Below are 16,262 nucleotides of genomic sequence, written 5' to 3'. Positions count from 1 at the left end.
TAAAGAAGGGCGGGGCGAGGACGGTGCACGCCCTCGCCCCGCCGCTGCCCGCGCTCAGCCGAGCCGCCGGGTCACCTCCGTGACCAGGGCGTCCAGCGCGACCGGAACCTGCTCGCCGGTCTCCATGTCCTTGAGCTGGGCCACGCCCTCCGCGAGATCGCGCTCGCCCGCGACGACGGTGTACCGGGCGCCCGACCGGTTGGCGTTCTTCATCGCGCCCTTCAGCCCCTTGCCGCCGTAGCAGAAATCGGCCGCGACACCGGCCCGGCGCAACTCGGTGACCAGCGCGAACAGCGTCCGCCTGGCCTCCTCGCCCAGCGGCACCGCGTAGACGCTGGTGGCGTTCGGCACGTCGAGCGCGATGCCTTCGGCCTCCAGCGCCAGTACCGTACGGTCGACCCCCAGCGCCCAGCCGACCGACGGCAGCGCCGGGCCGCCGATCATCTCGGAGAGCCCGTCGTAACGGCCGCCGCCGCCCACCGCCGACTGCGACCCCAGACCGTCGTGGACGAACTCGAAGGTCGTGCGCGTGTAGTAGTCGAGGCCGCGCACGAGCTTCTCGTCGTCCTCGTACGCCACCCCGGCGGCGGCCAGCAGCTCCCTGACCTCCTCGTGGTACGCCTTGCAGGCGTCGCACAGATAGTCGCGGAGCAGCGGCGCCCCGACGAGCCGGCGCTGTACGTCGGGGCGCTTGTCGTCGAGGACCCGCAGCGGGTTGATCTCGATACGGCGACGGGTCTCCTCGTCCAGGTCGAGTCCGCGCAGAAAGCCCTGGAGCGCCTCCCGGTAGACCGGCCTGCACTCCTTGTCTCCCAGCGAGTTGAGCAGGATACGGAACTGCCGCAGCCCCAGCGAGCGGTACGCCTGGTCGGCCAGGATGATCAGTTCGGCGTCGAGCGCCGGGTCCTCGGTGCCGATGGCCTCGGCGCCGACCTGCGAGAAGTGGCGGTAGCGGCCCTTCTGCGGGCGCTCGTAGCGGTAGTACGAGCCGGAGTACCAGAGCTTGACCGGCAGGTTCCCGGCCTTGTGGAGGTTGGCCTCCAGTGCGGCGCGCAGCACGGAGGCGGTGCCCTCGGGGCGCAGCGCGAGCTTGTCGCCGCCCTTGGTCTCGAAGGCGTACATCTCCTTGGAGACGATGTCGGTGGACTCACCGACGCCGCGTGCGAACAGCTCGACGTTCTCGAAGCCGGGCGTCTCGACGTATCCGTAGCCGGAGTCGCGCAGCGGCGCGGAGATCGCCTCCCGTACCGCGAGGAAGGTCGCGGAGACGGGCGGGATCAGGTCGTAGGTGCCCTTGGGGGCCTGGAAGGTGCTCATGGGGATCGGTGTGTCACATTCCTCGTCGCGGAGCGGCGGTGGGGCCGCTTCCGTAGCCTGCGGCCACCTCGCGCAGATACGGGTTGGTGGCGCGCTCCCGGCCGATGGTGGTCTGGGGGCCGTGGCCGGACAGCACCACGGTCGAGTCGTCGAGCGGCAGGCACACCCGGCCCAGCGAGTCGAGGATCTCGGCGTGGTCGCCGCCGGGCAGGTCGGTGCGTCCGATGGAGCCGGCGAACAGCAGGTCCCCCGAGAACAGCACCGGCGGTACGTCCGCGCCGCCGCCGGTGGACTCGGGCATCCCGAAGGTCACCGACCCCTTCGTATGGCCCGGCGCGTGCGCGACGGTGAACTCCAGGCCCGCCAGGGGCAGTGCGGCGCCGTCGGTCAGCTCATGGACGTCGTCCGGCTCCCCCACGGTCAGCTCGCCCATGAGCGGCATCCCGATCGAACGGCCGAGGGCCTTCTCCGGGTCGCTCATCATGTAGCGGTCGGCGGGGTGGATCCACGCCGGTACGTCGTGGGCGCCGCAGACCGGCACGACCGAGGCGACATGGTCGATGTGGCCGTGGGTGAGGATGACGGCGACGGGCTTGAGGCGATGCTTCCTGACCGCGTCCTCGACTCCTGACGCGGCCTGGTGGCCGGGGTCGATGATCACGCACTCCTCGCCCGCGGCGGGGGCGACCAGATAGCAATTGGTCCCCCAGGCCCCGGCGGGGAACCCGGCAATGAGCACGATCGTCCTTATATGTCGTAGGTCGGGGTGGGTCGCGATGGCGGGAAAGCGGCCGACAGAAGCGTACCGGCGCTGCTCATTCCACAGCCAACCCATATACCGTACGGGGCCAGGTGCCTGGCCTGGTCGGGCGGCACGTGATCACACGACATTCGAGGAGAAGACCCGGTGGTCAACAGCGATCAGCGGCGGCGGCAGCTCGCCCGGGAGAAGTTCGAGCGGCAGCAGCGGCGCAGGACCGAGGCGCGGAAGCGGGCGAAGGTCCGCAACACCGCCATCGGGGCCGCACTGGCCGTGGTGGTGATCGGCGGCGCGGGCGCGTACGCGGCGGTCAAGAGCTCCGACGGCGACAGCAAGAGCGACACCGCGGCGGAGAAGGCGGCCTCGCCGTCGCCCGCGGAGACCGAGAGCGCCGAGCCCGAGCCGAAGATGACGATCGACAAGTCGGCGAAGTACACGTTCGATCTCAAGACGGACCAGGGAACCATCAAGATCGCGATGGACGCAAAGAAGACACCGCACACGGTGAACTCCTTCAAGGCGCTCGCCGACAAGGGGTACTTCGACAAGACGAAGTGCCACCGGCTCACCACCCAGGGGATCTTCGTGCTCCAGTGCGGTGACCCGAAGGGCGACGGGACCGGCGGGCCCGGCTACACGATCGAGGACGAGAATCTGACGGCCCTCGGCAAGGCGGGCGCGGACGGCACCGTCACATTCCCCGCCGGCACGGTGGCGATGGCCAATACCGGCCAGCCGCACACGGGCGGCAGCCAGTTCTTCCTGGTCTACAAGGACACCGAACTCGCCCCCAGTTACACCCCGTTCGGGACCATGGACGCGGACGGCCTCCAGGCCGTGAAGGCCGTGGCGAAGGCCGGAGTGGAGGGCGACGGCGGCGACGGAGCGCCCAAGAAGGCCGTCACCGTGGAGAAGGGCACGGTCGACAAGGCGTGACCCTGTGAATTTCGGCCGCGCTGAGTGCGGACAGCCGGGCGGCCGGTCGCCTAGATTGGCGTTGTGCAGGGCGGGCGCGGCCCGCCCCGGGAAACTGTGGACGATGTCCGGGGGCCATTCCCCTCACGGGCATCAGGTGGAGGAGGCGCTGTGAGCAGCGAGCCGTGGGGCCGTGTCGACGAGACGGGCACCGTGTACGTGCGGACGGCCGAGGGCGAGCAGGTCGTCGGATCGTGGCAGGCGGGCTCTCCGGAGGAGGCTCTGGCCTATTTCGAGCGCAAGTACGAGGGCCTGGTCGTCGAGATCGGCCTCCTCGAACGGCGGGTGAAGACCACCGACCTGTCCGCCAAGGACGCGACGGCGGCCATCGATCATCTGCGCGGTCAGGTCGACGAGCATCACGCGGTGGGCGATCTGGCGGCGCTGGGGGTACGGCTCGACGCGCTGGTCGCGACGGTCGAATCGCGCCGTGAGGAGCGCAAGGCGCAGCGGGCGAAGCAGACCGACGAGGCGCGTGTCGCCAAGGAGGCTCTGGTCGTCGAGGCGGAGGAGCTGGCGGCGAGCGACCAGTGGCGGTCGGCCGGTGAGCGGCTGCGGGCGCTGGTGGACATCTGGAAGGGCCTGCCGAGGCTGGACCGGAAGTCCGACGACGAGCTGTGGCACCGCTTCTCGCACGCGCGCTCGGCGTTCTCCAAGCGTCGCAAGGCCCACTTCGCCGCCCTCGACGCGCAGCGCGAGGACGCCCGTAAGGCCAAGGAGAAGCTGGTGGCGGAGGCCGAGTCGCTGTCGGGCTCCACCGACTGGGGCGGCACGGCGGCCCGCTACCGGGAGCTGATGACGGACTGGAAGGCGGCCGGCCGGGCCCAGCGCGAGGCCGAGGACGAGCTGTGGAACCGCTTCCGGGGAGCCCAGGACGTCTTCTTCGCCGCGCGTGGCGAGGTCTTCGCCGAGCGTGACGCCGAGCAGGCGGAGAATCTGAAGCTCAAGGAGGAGCTGGCGGTCGAGGCCGAGCGGCTGCTGCCGGTCACGGACCTCAAGACGGCCAGGGCGGCTTTCCGGGCCCTCAACGAGCGCTGGGAGGCCATCGGTCATGTGCCGCGGGACGCCCGGCCGAAGATCGAGGGCAGGATGCACGCGGTCGAGCGGGCTCTCCAGGAGTCCGAGGAGACCGAGTGGCGCCGTACCAACCCGGAGGCCCGGGCGCGGGCGGCCGGTCTCACCGGCCAGCTCCAGGCGGCCGTCGACAAGCTGCGCGGTCAGATCGACACGGCGCGCGCGGCGGGCAACAACTCCCGCGCGGACAAGCTGGCGCGTGAGCTGGAGGGCCGTCAGGCGCTGCTGGACCAGGCGCTGAAGGGCTTGCAGGAGTTCGGCGGCTGACGGCGCGCCCGTCCGCACACGGCAGAGGGGCGCCGCGTACCTTCGGGTACGCGGCGCCCCTCTGCCGTTGTCCTACGGGCGGCGCGCCGAGGTGACCCGGTAGACGTCGTAGACGCCCTCCACGCCCCGTACCGCCTTCAGTACGTGCCCGAGGTGCTTGGGGTCGCCCATCTCGAAGGTGAAGCGCGAGGTGGCGACCCGGTCGCGGGACGTCTGCACGGCGGCCGACAGGATGTTGACGTGCTGGTCGGACAGGACGCGGGTGACGTCCGAGAGCAGCCGGGAGCGGTCGAGCGCCTCGACCTGGATGGCGACCAGGAACACCGAGGACTGGGTCGGCGCCCACTCGACTTCCTTGATCCGCTCGGGCTGCTGGGAGAGCGCGTCCACGTTGAGGCAGTCGGCGCGGTGCACCGAGATGCCGCTGCCGCGGGTGACGAAGCCGATGATCGGGTCGCCCGGGACCGGCGTGCAGCAGCGGGCGAGCTTCACCCAGACGTCGTCGACGCCCTTGACGACCACGCCGGGGTCGGCGCTGGAGCGTCGTTTGGTGCGGCTGTGCGAGGGCGGGGAGTTCTCGGCGATGTCCTCGTTGGCCGCGTCCTCGCCGCCGAGCGCCTGGACCAGTTTCTGCACGACGCCCTGGGCGGCCACATGGCCCTCGCCGATGGCCGCGTACAGCGACGAGATGTCGGGGTAGCGCATCTCGTGGGCGAGGGTGACCAGCGAGTCCCCGGTGAGGATGCGCTGGATCGGCAGGTTCTGCTTGCGCATGGCCCGCGCGATGGCGTCCTTGCCCTGCTCGATCGCCTCGTCGCGGCGCTCCTTGGAGAACCACGCCCGGATCTTGTTCCTGGCCCGGGGCGACTTGACGAAGCCCAGCCAGTCGCGGGAGGGGCCGGCCCCGGACGCCTTGGAGGTGAAGACCTCCACCAGGTCGCCGTTGTCGAGTGTCGATTCGAGCGGTACGAGCCGCCCGTTGACCCGGGCTCCTATGGTGCGGTGGCCGACCTCCGTGTGCACGGCGTACGCGAAGTCGACGGGGGTGGCCCCGGCGGGCAGCGCTATGACATCGCCCTTGGGCGTGAAGACGAAGACCTCGTTGCGCGAGAGGTCGAAGCGCAGCGACTCCAGGAACTCGCTGGGGTCCTCGGTCTCCTTCTGCCAGTCCAGCAGCTGACGCAGCCACGCCATGTCGTTGACGGTGTCCTGACCGGCGCCCCGGCCGGCGCTCCGGGGGACGTCCGTGCGGACCTTGGAGGCCCCGGCGACGGCTTCCTGCTTGTACTTCCAGTGCGCGGCGATGCCGTACTCGGCGCGGCGGTGCATGTCGAAGGTGCGGATCTGGAGTTCGACCGGCTTGCCGTTGGGTCCGATGACCGTCGTGTGCAGCGACTGGTACATGTTGAACTTGGGCATGGCGATGTAGTCCTTGAACCGCCCGGGCACCGGATTCCACCGCGCGTGGACGGTGCCGAGCGCCGCGTAGCAGTCGCGGACCGTGTCGACCAGGACCCTGATGCCCACCAGGTCGTAGATCTCCGCGAAGTCCCGGCCGCGGACGATCATCTTCTGGTAGACGCTGTAGTAGTGCTTCGGCCGGCCGGTGACGGTGGCCTTGATGCGGGCCGCGCGCAGGTCGGACTGCACCTCGTCGGTCACTATGGCCAGGTACTCGTCGCGCTTGGGGGCCCGCTCGGCGACCAGCCGGACGATCTCGTCGTACATCTTGGGGTAGAGGATCGCGAAGGCGAGGTCCTCCAGCTCCCACTTGATGGTGTTCATGCCCAGCCGGTGGGCCAGGGGGGCGTAGATCTCCAGCGTCTCGCGGGCCTTCTTCTCCTGCTTCTCCCGCTTGAGGTAACGCATGGTGCGCATGTTGTGCAGGCGGTCGGCGAGCTTGATGACCAGGACGCGCGGGTCCTTGGCCATGGCGACGACCATCTTGCGTACGGTCTCGGCCTGCGCGGCCTCACCGAACTTGACCTTGTCGAGCTTGGTGACGCCGTCCACCAGCAGCGCGACCTGGTCGCCGAACTCGCGGCGCAGGGTGTCGAGGCCGTACTCGGTGTCCTCGACGGTGTCGTGCAGCAGCCCGGCCATCAGGGTGGCCGGGTCCATGCCCAGCTCGGCGAGGATCGTCGTCACCGCGAGGGGGTGGGTGATGTACGGGTCGCCGCTCTTGCGTTTCTGGCCCCGGTGCCAGCGCTCCGCGACCTGGTAGGCGTTCTCGACCTGGCGGAGGGTGGCGGTCTCGATCTTGGGGTCGTTGATCCGCACGGTCCGCAGCAGCGGCTCCAGGACCGGGTTGTACGGCGACGAGCGCTGTACGCCCAGCCGGGCGAGCCTGGCCCGTACCCGGTTGGAGGATCCGCCGGAGCGCGAGGACGCGGCGTGGCCCGGCTTGGGGGCGGTGACGGGGGCCGGGCGGTGCTCGGGAGCGGGCGACGCGGGGGCGGGGCTCACCGGGGGTGCCTGCTCGGAGCGGGCGGGGTCCGCGGCCGGCTTCGCCGCCCTGTCCTGGGCGGCGGCCTTGTCACGCGGCGCGGCTGATGCCGTCGCGGCCCGGTCGGCGGGGCGGTCGGGCGTTGCGGCGGCCAGTGGCTGGACCTCTTCTGGCAAGGGCGCTCCTCGTGCGGATCCAGGTACCCCGGTCAGGCCCGGAGCTTCCATGGTATCGACCTCGGCCGTCCCTCTCGTCCCGGGGACGCCGGGCCGCTTACAACGCGGGACGGGCACCCGGTTGTTCCCGGGTGCCCGTCCGCGAGGTCGTGAAACCGCTCAGAGCGTGATCAGGGCCTCCAGCGGAGCCCCGGCGAGCGCGGCCTCCAGGCGGGCCCGGCCGCCCAGGAAACCCAGCTCCATGAGGACGGCGACGCCCACCACCTCGGCGCCGGCCCGCCGGACGAGTTCGAGGGACGCCTCGGCCGTACCGCCGGTGGCGAGGACGTCGTCGATGACGAAGACGCGGTCACCTTCGTCCAGGTCCTCGGCGTGGACCTCGATCTCGGCGGAGCCGTACTCCAATTCGTACGACTGTGCGAGCGTGGCGCCGGGGAGCTTGCCCGCCTTGCGCACGGGGATGAAGCCGACGCCCGCCCGGACGGCCACCGGGGCGGCGAGGATGAAACCGCGGGCCTCCAGGCCGACGATCTTCGTCGCGCCCGAGCGTACGCACAGCTCGGCCAGGGCGTCGGTCAGGGCCGAGAACGCCTTGGGGTCCGCGAGCAGCGGGGTGATGTCCTTGAACACCACACCGGGCTCGGGATAGTCCGCTACGTCCCGGATCCGGCTGAGCAGCAGCTCCCGGGTGCTGGTGTCGGTCATCGACGCCTCCCCGGACCGGAGGGGCGGCCTCCGGACCGGCCACCGCGGCCTCGGGGGCCGGCCACGGCACCGGCGGGCGCGACGGCGCCGTCGCGCGTGTCGCCCTCGAAGCCGTCGTCCCCGTCACCCTCCTCGTCGGCCGAGCCGTCCGCGGACTCGCCCTTGGCGGCAGCGGCGGCCCGCTTGGCGAGCACCCGCTTCTTGAGCGCCTTGATCTGCGGGTCGCGCTCCTTCAGGTCCGCGACGAGCGGAGTGGCGATGAAGATCGACGAGTAGGCGCCGGCGGCGAGGCCGACGAACAGCGAGAGCGAGATGTCGTTGAGCATGCCGGCGCCGAGGAAACCGCCGCCGATGAACAGCAGCCCGCCGACCGGGAGCAGCGCGACCACGGTGGTGTTGATGGACCGCACCAGCGTGCTGTTGATCGAGCGGTTGGCGATCTCGCTGTAGGTCCAGCGGGACTGCTTGGTGATCCTGTCGGACCCCTCCTTGAGACTGTCGAAGACGACGACGGTGTCGTAGAGGGAGTAACCGAGGATGGTCAGCAGACCGATCACCGTGCCGGGCGTGACCTCGAAGCCCACCAGCGCGTACACACCGACGGTGATGGTGAGGTCGTGGATCAGGGCGATCAGCGCCGCGACCGCCATGCGCCATTCGAAGGCGATCGCCAGATAGATCACCACGAGGATCATGAAGATCCCCAGCCCGGTCCACGCCTTGTTGGCGATGGTCGCGCCCCAGCTGGGGCCGACCAGGTCGGCGTTGATCTCCGCCTCGTCGACCTTGAGGTCCTTGGCGAGCTGCGTCTTCACCTTGTCGGACTGTTGCGTGTCCAGCTCGGTGACCTGGATGCGCATGCCGCCGTTGCCGAGCTCCTGGACGATGGCGTCGTGTCCCGACGCCCGTTCGGTGTCCTCCTGGGCCTGGGTGGCGGAGACGCTCGTGCTCGGGACGGTGAAGACGGCGCCGCCCTTGAACTCGATGCCCATGTTGAGCCCGCGCACCGCCAGACCGGCGATGGCCGTGATGGTGATCAGAATGGAGAGCGCGTACCAGAACTTGCGCTTCCCGATGAAGTCGTAGCCGACTTCACCGCGGTAGAGCCGGGCGCCGAGATCGCCGAGTCGCGACATCTCACGCCTCCTTCGGGTCGGTGGGGGCGCTGACGCGGTTGGCGGTCCTGGAGCGGCGCAGGGGCGGCTTGGCGCCGAGCCGCTTCGGGTCGAGCCCGGACCAGGGATGGCCGCTGGAGAAGAACTTCGTGCGGGCCAGGAGCGTCATCACCGGCTTGGTGAAGAAGAACACCACGACCACGTCGAGGACGGTGGTCAGGCCGAGCGTGAACGCGAAGCCCTGGACCTTGCCCACCGTCACCACGAACAGCACGGCGGCGGCCAGGAACGACACGAAGTCGGAGACCAGGATCGTGCGCCGGGCGCGCGGCCAGGAACGCTCGACGGCCGGGCGGAGCGTACGGCCCTCGCGGATCTCGTCCCGGATGCGTTCGAAGTACACGATGAACGAGTCCGCGGTGATACCGATGGCGACGATGGCGCCGCAGACGGCGGGCAGGTTCAGCGCGAAGCCGATGGCGGGGCCGAGCAGCGACATGATCGTGTACGTCAGGATGCCCGAGGCGCCGAGGCTGACGATGGCGATGGCCGCGAGGCCGCGGTAGTAGGCGATCAGATAGATGATCACCAGGGCGAGGCCGATGGCGCCGGCGATCAGACCGGCGTCGAGCTGCTCACCGCCGAGCGCGGCGGTGACCGTGGTGACGCTCTGCTCCTGGAAGCTGAGCGGCAGCGCGCCGTAGGACAGGATGTTGGCCAGGTCCTGGGCGGACTGCTGGTTGAAGCTGCCGGAGATCTCGGCGCTGCCGCCGAGGCGCTGGCTCACCGAGGGGGCGGAGACCACGTTGCCGTCGAGCACGATGGCGAACTGGTTCATCGGCGCCTGCTGCTGCGAGAGCTTGCTGGTGATCGCCGAGAACTTCTTCGTGCCCGCGCCGGTGAAGTCCATCGTGACGATCCACATGTTGCGCTGCGGGTCGAGCACGCCCTTGGCGTCGTCCACGTCGGTGCCTTCGAGCTCCGCCGGGCCGAGCAGGTACTTCTGCCACGCGCCGTCGGACTCGCCGCAGGCCACGATCGTGTCCTTGGGCGCTGCGCCCTGGTTGATCTCGGTGCGCTGGGAGCGCTTGGTGCAGTCGAGGTCGGTGAACTTCTTCTCCAGGGCGGCCGAGGCCGGGTCGCTGGAGGCGGAAGCGGAAGGGGCGGGGGAGTCGGAGGAACCGGCCTTGTCCGAGTCGGAGGCGGTCGGGCTCGGCGTCGCGTCCTTCTTCAGGGCGTCGGTGACAGCTCGTCCCTGGGTGGTGGCGCTCGAACTGGGGTCGGCCGACGTCTTGGGTGTCTCGTCCTTGTCCCCGCTCACGGAGGAGCCGGCGGAGGGAGAGGGGGAACCGCTCGGGGAGCCGCTGGCCGACGGCTGAGCGGTCGGGCCGCTCGGCGCGTAGGTCACCACGGGCCGGAAGTACAGCTGGGCGGTGGTGCCGACCTGCGCCCTGGCCTGCTTCTCGTTCGTACCCTTGGGGATGTTGACAATGATGTTCTTGTCGCCCTGGGTCTGAACCTCGGCCTCGGAGACGCCAAGACCGTTGACACGCCGCTCGATGATGCCGACGGCGGTGTCCATGTTGGTCTTGTTGATCGCGTTCGGCTTGCCCGGCGTGTTCTTGGCTTCGAGCGTGATGCTCGTGCCGCCCGCCAGGTCGATCCCCAACCGTGGCGTGACATGACCGGACCAGAACATCCCGCCCGTGAGGACGACCACGGCAATCAGGAACAGTGCCAGGGTGCGGCCCGGCCTGCCTGGGGACCCCGCTTGCCTTCGGCCCTTATTAGGTGCTGCCACCTTCTCGTTTCTCCCTGTCCAACCGCCCCGCGCCGGGTGTGCGCCGGAGCGGCCACGAAGTGTTGTGGGGACCCGCCCCCGCATGAATCAGCGCGATCCCGTGCCGTGGAGCGCCGGTGGACGGCGCGCAGGCCAGGACGAGACTACTTCGCGTCGGCCTCGCCGTCGGACTTGGCGTCCTTCGCCCCGGCGTCCTTGGCCTCGGAGACCTCGGCGTCGGCCTTGGCGGCGTCCGCGGACCCGGTCTCCGTGTCCTTCGCCTCGGCGTTCTCGCCCTCGGGCTTCTTGCCGAGGTCGATCCGCGCGACGTCGGGGTCGGTCAGCGAGGAGGCGTCGTCCGGGACGACCGGGGTGTCCGAGTCGTCCTCGCCGTGCACGATGCGGTTGTACTCGTCGTCGTCCAGCACCGCCCCGACGGCGTTCTTCGCGTACACGGCGTGCACGCCGGGCGCGACCTCCAGGAGGACCGTCTCGTCGTGCACCTCCTTGACGGTGGCGTACATGCCGCCGATGGTGCGGACACCCGATCCGGGCTGCATTTCGTTGCGCATCTGCACAGCGGCCTGCTGCTTCTTCTTGGCGGACCGGGTCATCAGGAACATGGCCCCGATGAGCAGGAGGAAGGGGAAGATGGCGGCGAGACTCACGGGAGGGAACTTCCTTCGCACGACCGCGCTGTCGAGCGGCCTGATATACGGGGGTGGGCATGCCGACCTGTAGGTGCGGCATCGGCGGAGTCTAAGCGAGTCCGCATCATTGGAACAACGCCCAGCGTCGCACCGGGGTTCCTGACCGTATCCGCTCCCGTGCGCTCAGGCCCCGAACAGACCGGCCTGCCCGCTCGCGCCCTGGGGGTACGGAGGGACGAGCCCGAGGTGCGTCCAGGCCGCCGGCGTGGCCACCCGGCCACGCGGAGTACGGGCGAGCAGCCCCTCCCGGACCAGGAAGGGCTCCGCGACCTCCTCCACCGTCTCGCGCTCCTCCCCCACGGCCACCGCCAGGGTCGACAGCCCCACCGGCCCGCCGCCGAAGAGCTTGAGCAGGGCCTGGAGCACGGCGCGGTCGAGCCGGTCGAGCCCCCGGGCGTCGACCTCGTACACCCCCAGGGCCACGGCCGCCACCTCACGGGTGATGTAGCCGTCGGCCTTGACCTGGGCGTAGTCCCGGACCCGGCGCAGCAGCCGGTTGGCGATGCGCGGTGTGCCCCGGGAACGGCCCGCGATCTCGGCGGCGGCGTCGGCGTCGATCTCCAGGTCGAGCAATTGGGCCGAACGGTGGATGACGCGCTCCAGCTCGGCGCTCTCGTAGAACTCCATGTGCCCGGTGAAGCCGAAGCGGTCGCGCAGCGGCGGCGGCAGGAGTCCGGCCCGGGTGGTGGCGCCGACCAGGGTGAAGGGCGGCAGCTCCAGGGGGATGGCGGTGGCACCGGGCCCCTTGCCGACGATGACGTCGACCCGGAAGTCCTCCATGGCCATGTAGAGCATCTCTTCAGCGGGCCGGGACATCCGGTGGATCTCGTCGAGGAAGAGGACCTCCCCCTCCTGAAGGGAGGAGAGGATCGCCGCGAGATCCCCCGCGTGCTGGATGGCGGGGCCCGAGGTGATGCGGATCGGCGCGTTCATCTCCGCCGCGATGATCATGGAAAGGGTCGTCTTGCCCAGTCCCGGGGCCCCCGAGAGCAGTACGTGATCAGCGGTGGCGCCGCGCGCCAGGGCCGCCTTGAGCACCAGGTCCAGCTGCTCCCGCACCCGCTCCTGCCCCACGAACTCGCCGAGCGACTTGGGACGCAGCGCCGCCTCGACGGCCTGGTCCTCACCGTCCGCGGACGCGCCGACGAGCCGCTCGGCCGTGGCGTCGGGCGCCTCGGCCTCGCTGCTGGTGTCGTCCCAGTTCACTCTGTTTCACCTCGGGGCGTAGGACACGGGAAGGCTGCTGCCGGGAAGACCCGCCGGAACGCGGGCGCGGCTCAGCGGGTGCGGTTCAGACTCTGGAGCGCGGCACGCAGCAGCCGGGGCACCGGCGGCTCAAGGCCCTCCGCGAGCGCTGCCTCGGCCTGCGGCGCGACCAGGGCGACGGCCTCGTCCGCCTCCCGGGCCGCGTATCCGAGGCCGATCAGCGCGGCGTGCAGCTGATCGCTCCAGGAGGCGACAGGGCTGCCGGTGGCCTGCCGCCCGACCGTGGCACCGACCGGCGCGCCGAGTTTGTCCTTCAGTTCGAGCAGCAGCTTCTGCGCGCCCTTCTTGCCGATGCCGGGGACGGCGGTCAGCGCCTTCTCGTCCCCGGTGGAGACCGCCAGCCGCAGCGCGTCCGGGCTGTGCACGGCGAGCATCGCCTGCGCCAGCCGTGGACCCACACCGCTGGCGCTCTGGAGCAGCTCGAAGACCTGGCGCTCGTCGTCGTCCGCGAAGCCGTACAGCGTGAGGGAGTCCTCCCGGACGACGAGGGAGGTGGCGAGCCTCGCCTCCTGGCCGACGCGCAGCGTGGCGAGCGTCCCCGGTGTGCACTGGACGGCCATGCCGATACCGCCGACCTCGACCACGGCCGTGGTGGGGGCGAGAGCGGCGACCGGGCCGCTGACGAAGGCGATCATCGGGTGACCTTCCGTACGGGTGCGGTGGTGGGGAGGCGGGAGGCGCGGGCCGCCGCGTGGGCCTGCTGGAGGCGGCTGACCGCCGGGGCGCGCCAGATGTGGCAGATGGCGAGCGCCAGGGCGTCCGCAGCGTCGGCCGGCCTGGGCGGCTCGGACAACCGCAGCAGCCTGGTCACCATCGCGCCGACCTGCGCCTTGTCCGCGCGCCCGCTGCCGGTGACGGCGGCCTTGACCTCGCTGGGCGTGTGCAGGGCGACGGGGATGTCACGGCGTGAGGCGCAGAGCATGGCGACCGCGCTGGCCTGGGCGGTGCCCATCACCGTACGCACATTGTGCTGGGCGAACACCCGCTCCACCGCGACGAGTTCCGGCCGGTGCTCGTCGAGCCAGGCGTCGATGCCCCGCTCGATGGCGACCAGCCGGGGGCCGATCTCGTCGTCGGAGGGGGTCCTGACGACCCCGACACCGAGCATCGTCAACGGACGGCCGGCGACGCCCTCGACGACCCCGATCCCGCACCGGGTCAGGCCGGGGTCCACACCCAGCACCCGCATCGCGCCCTCCCTCGGTCATATGTTCCCGCTGATCAAGACAGTATCGGTCAGCACCGACAACGCGACGGGCAGACAGGCCGACGGGCCGAGGGGAGGGATGCTCCCTTCGGCCCGTCAGATGAGGCGCTGTCAGGCGTCGACCTTCTCCATGACGTCGTCGGAGACGTCGAAGTTGGCGAAGACGTTCTGCACGTCGTCGCTGTCCTCCAGCGCGTCGATCAGCTTGAAGATCTTGCGCGCGCCGTCCTCGTCCAGCTCGACCTGCATGGTCGGTACGAAGTTGGCGTCGGCCGAGTCGTAGTCGATACCGGCCTCCTGGAGCGAGCTGCGCACCGCGACCAGGTCGGTGGCCTCGCTGAGCACCTCGAAGGACTCGCCGAGATCGTTGACCTCCTCGGCACCGGCGTCCAGGACGGCGCCCAGGACGTCGTCCTCGCTCAGCTCGCCCTTGGGGACGATCACGACGCCCTTGCGGTGGAAGAGGTACGAGACGGAACCCGGGTCGGCCATGGAACCACCGTTACGGGTCATGGCGACGCGGACATCGGAGGCCGCGCGGTTGCGGTTGTCGGTGAGGCACTCGATGAGCACCGCGACGCCGTTGGGACCGTAGCCCTCGTACATGATCGTCTCGTAGTCGGCGCCACCGGCCTCAAGACCGGCGCCGCGCTTGACGGCGGAGTCGATGTTCTTGTTCGGAACCGAACTCTTCTTCGCCTTCTGGATGGCGTCGAAGAGGGTCGGGTTGCCGTCGACATCGGCGCCACCGGTACGGGCCGCGACCTCGATGTTCTTGATCAGCTTCGCGAAGAGCTTGCCGCGCTTGGCGTCGATCACGGCCTTCTTGTGCTTCGTCGTAGCCCATTTAGAGTGGCCGGACATCTGCCTGTCTCCTTCGCGTAACCAATCCTGCTCCGTTCGGCAGCGATCCTACCGGGACGCGGTCACCGCGCGGAGCGCACCATGTCGGTGAAGAAGCGGTGCAGACGATGGTCGCCCGTGAGTTCGGGATGGAACGACGTGGCGAGCGCGCCGCCCTGCCGCACCGCGACGACATGCCCCCCGTACTCCGCCAGCACCTCCACCCGGGCCCCCACCGACTCGACCCAGGGCGCCCTGATGAAGACGCCCTCCACCGGGCCGCCCGCCACGCCCGCGACCTCCACGGCCGCCTCGAAGGACTCGTTCTGCCGGCCGAAGGCGTTGCGGCGCACGATCATGTCGATCCCGCCGACCGTCTCCTGCCCCGAGCGCGGATCGAGGATCTTCTCGGCGAGCATGATCATCCCGGCGCAGGTGCCGTACACCGGCATCCCGCCGCGCACGCGCGCCCGCAGCGGCTCCAGCATCCCGAAGAGCGCGGCCAGCTTGGACATCGTGGTGGACTCGCCGCCCGGGATCACCAGCCCCGCGACACCGTCCAGTTCCACGGGCCGCCGTACGGTCCTGGCCTCGGCGCCCGCCGCCGTCAGCGCCGAAAGGTGCTCCCGGACATCTCCCTGGAGCGCCAGAACCCCGACCACCGGTGCGGTCATGGCCGCTTTACCAGCCACGGTTCGCGTAGCGCTCACCCTCGGGCAGGGTGTCGCAGTTGATACCGACCATCGCCTCACCGAGGTTGCGGGACGCCTCGGCGACGACCTTCGGGTCGTCGTAGAACGTGGTCGCCTTGACGATCGCGGCCGCCCGCTTGGCCGGGTCACCGGACTTGAAGATGCCCGAACCCACGAAGACACCCTCGGCGCCCAGCTGACGCATCAGCGCGGCGTCCGCCGGGGTGGCGACACCGCCCGCCGAGAACAGCACCACCGGCAGCTTGCCCAGCGCGGCGACCTCCTTGACGATCTCGTACGGGGCCCTCAGCTCCTTGGCCGCCGCGTACAGCTCGTTGTGGTCGAACCCGCGCAGCCGCGCGATCTCGTTCTTGATCCGGCGCAGATGCCGTACGGCCTCCACCACGTTGCCCGTACCGGCCTCCCCCTTGGAACGGATCATCGCCGCGCCCTCGCCGATACGGCGCAGCGCCTCACCGAGGTCGGTGGCACCGCAGACGAACGGCGTGGTGAACGCCCACTTGTCCGAGTGGTTCGCCTCGTCGGCCGGGGTCAGCACCTCCGACTCGTCGATGTAGTCCACGCCGAGCGACTGGAGGACCTGGGCCTCCACGAAGTGCCCGATCCGCGACTTGGCCATCACCGGGATCGAGACCGCGTCGATGATGCCCTCGATCATGTCCGGGTCCGACATCCGGGCGACGCCGCCGTCCTTGCGGATATCGGCCGGCACCCGCTCCAGCGCCATCACCGCCACCGCGCCGGCGTCCTCGGCGATCTTCGCCTGCTCGGGCGTGACCACGTCCATGATCACGCCGCCCTTCAGCTGCTCGGCCATACCGCGCTTGACGCGCGCGGTGCCGGTCGCGGTGGGTTCTGCGGTCGTGGCGGGGGCGGGAAGCGTAGTGGACACGGAGGCGACCTCACTG

General features: G+C 70.3%; 15 protein-coding genes. 2 read left to right on the top strand and 13 right to left on the bottom strand.

Annotated features, from left to right (window positions below):
• Positions 1-54: 54 nt before the first annotated feature.
• The gene (hisS, locus tag ACFY6S_RS30570) at positions 55-1,317 is read right to left on the bottom strand and encodes a histidine--tRNA ligase (protein WP_388826044.1); all 1,263 of its coding nucleotides are present in this window, start codon (positions 1,315-1,317) and stop codon (positions 55-57) included.
• Between the two features lie 13 nt (positions 1,318-1,330).
• Entirely contained in the window at positions 1,331-2,056 is a 726-nt protein-coding gene (locus ACFY6S_RS30565) for an MBL fold metallo-hydrolase (RefSeq protein WP_388826047.1), read from the bottom strand.
• Positions 2,057-2,224: 168 nt separating this feature from the next.
• Here ACFY6S_RS30565 and ACFY6S_RS30560 point away from each other — a divergent pair, with 168 nt between their 5' ends.
• Both ACFY6S_RS30560 and ACFY6S_RS30555 read left to right on the top strand, forming a co-directional pair.
• Complete coding sequence (locus tag ACFY6S_RS30560; RefSeq protein ID WP_388826050.1) at positions 2,225-3,013, top strand: peptidylprolyl isomerase; 789 nt, start codon at positions 2,225-2,227, stop codon at positions 3,011-3,013.
• Positions 3,014-3,163: 150 nt separating this feature from the next.
• Positions 3,164-4,393 (top strand): DUF349 domain-containing protein, encoded by a 1,230-nt coding sequence (locus ACFY6S_RS30555; RefSeq protein WP_388826053.1) that lies wholly within the window; start codon positions 3,164-3,166, stop codon positions 4,391-4,393.
• Between the two features lie 72 nt (positions 4,394-4,465).
• On the opposite strand, the gene ACFY6S_RS30550 is transcribed toward ACFY6S_RS30555, so the two are convergent.
• The 11 genes from ACFY6S_RS30550 to pdxS form a co-directional block, all read right to left on the bottom strand.
• A complete protein-coding gene (locus ACFY6S_RS30550; RefSeq protein WP_388826056.1) occupies positions 4,466-7,015 on the bottom strand; it encodes a RelA/SpoT family protein in 2,550 nt (849 codons plus the stop codon).
• Positions 7,016-7,174: 159 nt separating this feature from the next.
• Positions 7,175-7,720 (bottom strand): adenine phosphoribosyltransferase, encoded by a 546-nt coding sequence (locus tag ACFY6S_RS30545; RefSeq protein ID WP_388826059.1) that lies wholly within the window; start codon positions 7,718-7,720, stop codon positions 7,175-7,177.
• On the bottom strand, positions 7,717-8,856 hold the full coding sequence (gene secF, locus ACFY6S_RS30540; protein WP_388826062.1) for a protein translocase subunit SecF: 1,140 nt from the start codon (positions 8,854-8,856) through the stop codon (positions 7,717-7,719). The genes ACFY6S_RS30545 and secF overlap by 4 nt, the downstream gene beginning before the upstream one ends.
• 1 nt (position 8,857) lies before the next feature.
• The gene (gene secD / locus ACFY6S_RS30535) at positions 8,858-10,636 is read right to left on the bottom strand and encodes a protein translocase subunit SecD (protein WP_388826065.1); all 1,779 of its coding nucleotides are present in this window, start codon (positions 10,634-10,636) and stop codon (positions 8,858-8,860) included.
• A gap of 143 nt (positions 10,637-10,779) precedes the next feature.
• Complete coding sequence (yajC, locus tag ACFY6S_RS30530; RefSeq protein WP_388826068.1) at positions 10,780-11,283, bottom strand: preprotein translocase subunit YajC; 504 nt, start codon at positions 11,281-11,283, stop codon at positions 10,780-10,782.
• A 165-nt stretch (positions 11,284-11,448) separates the two neighbouring features.
• On the bottom strand, positions 11,449-12,531 hold the full coding sequence (ruvB, locus tag ACFY6S_RS30525; protein ID WP_388826071.1) for a Holliday junction branch migration DNA helicase RuvB: 1,083 nt from the start codon (positions 12,529-12,531) through the stop codon (positions 11,449-11,451).
• A gap of 71 nt (positions 12,532-12,602) precedes the next feature.
• The gene (gene ruvA, locus ACFY6S_RS30520; RefSeq protein WP_388826074.1) at positions 12,603-13,226 is read right to left on the bottom strand and encodes a Holliday junction branch migration protein RuvA; all 624 of its coding nucleotides are present in this window, start codon (positions 13,224-13,226) and stop codon (positions 12,603-12,605) included.
• Complete coding sequence (gene ruvC, locus ACFY6S_RS30515) at positions 13,223-13,780, bottom strand: crossover junction endodeoxyribonuclease RuvC (protein WP_388826077.1); 558 nt, start codon at positions 13,778-13,780, stop codon at positions 13,223-13,225. The genes ruvA and ruvC overlap by 4 nt, the downstream gene beginning before the upstream one ends.
• A gap of 129 nt (positions 13,781-13,909) precedes the next feature.
• A complete protein-coding gene (locus ACFY6S_RS30510) occupies positions 13,910-14,662 on the bottom strand; it encodes a YebC/PmpR family DNA-binding transcriptional regulator (RefSeq protein ID WP_388826080.1) in 753 nt (250 codons plus the stop codon).
• Positions 14,663-14,724: 62 nt separating this feature from the next.
• Positions 14,725-15,315: a pyridoxal 5'-phosphate synthase glutaminase subunit PdxT gene (gene pdxT / locus ACFY6S_RS30505; protein WP_388826083.1), complete on the bottom strand. Its 591-nt coding sequence runs from the start codon at positions 15,313-15,315 to the stop codon at positions 14,725-14,727.
• Positions 15,316-15,322: 7 nt separating this feature from the next.
• A complete protein-coding gene (pdxS, locus tag ACFY6S_RS30500; protein ID WP_388826086.1) occupies positions 15,323-16,246 on the bottom strand; it encodes a pyridoxal 5'-phosphate synthase lyase subunit PdxS in 924 nt (307 codons plus the stop codon).
• Positions 16,247-16,262 lie beyond the last annotated feature (16 nt).

Source organism: Streptomyces sp. NPDC012835 (assembly GCF_042900885.1).
Lineage (GTDB): Bacteria > Actinomycetota > Actinomycetes > Streptomycetales > Streptomycetaceae > Streptomyces.
This window is presented reverse-complemented; position numbering and strand designations above follow the sequence as displayed.

Bases quoted from the DNA above. Each gene is read 5' to 3' on its own strand.
- pdxT (WP_388826083.1), bottom strand. From the start codon at position 15,315: ATGACCGCACCGGTGGTCGGGGTTCTGGCGCTCCAGGGAGATGTCCGG.
- ACFY6S_RS30545 (WP_388826059.1), bottom strand. From the start codon at position 7,720: ATGACCGACACCAGCACCCGGGAGCTGCTGCTCAGCCGGATCCGGGAC.
- hisS (WP_388826044.1), bottom strand. From the start codon at position 1,317: ATGAGCACCTTCCAGGCCCCCAAGGGCACCTACGACCTGATCCCGCCC.
- ACFY6S_RS30510 (WP_388826080.1), bottom strand. From the start codon at position 14,662: ATGTCCGGCCACTCTAAATGGGCTACGACGAAGCACAAGAAGGCCGTG.
- ruvA (WP_388826074.1), bottom strand. From the start codon at position 13,226: ATGATCGCCTTCGTCAGCGGCCCGGTCGCCGCTCTCGCCCCCACCACG.
- ruvC (WP_388826077.1), bottom strand. From the start codon at position 13,780: ATGCGGGTGCTGGGTGTGGACCCCGGCCTGACCCGGTGCGGGATCGGG.
- secF (WP_388826062.1), bottom strand. From the start codon at position 8,856: ATGTCGCGACTCGGCGATCTCGGCGCCCGGCTCTACCGCGGTGAAGTC.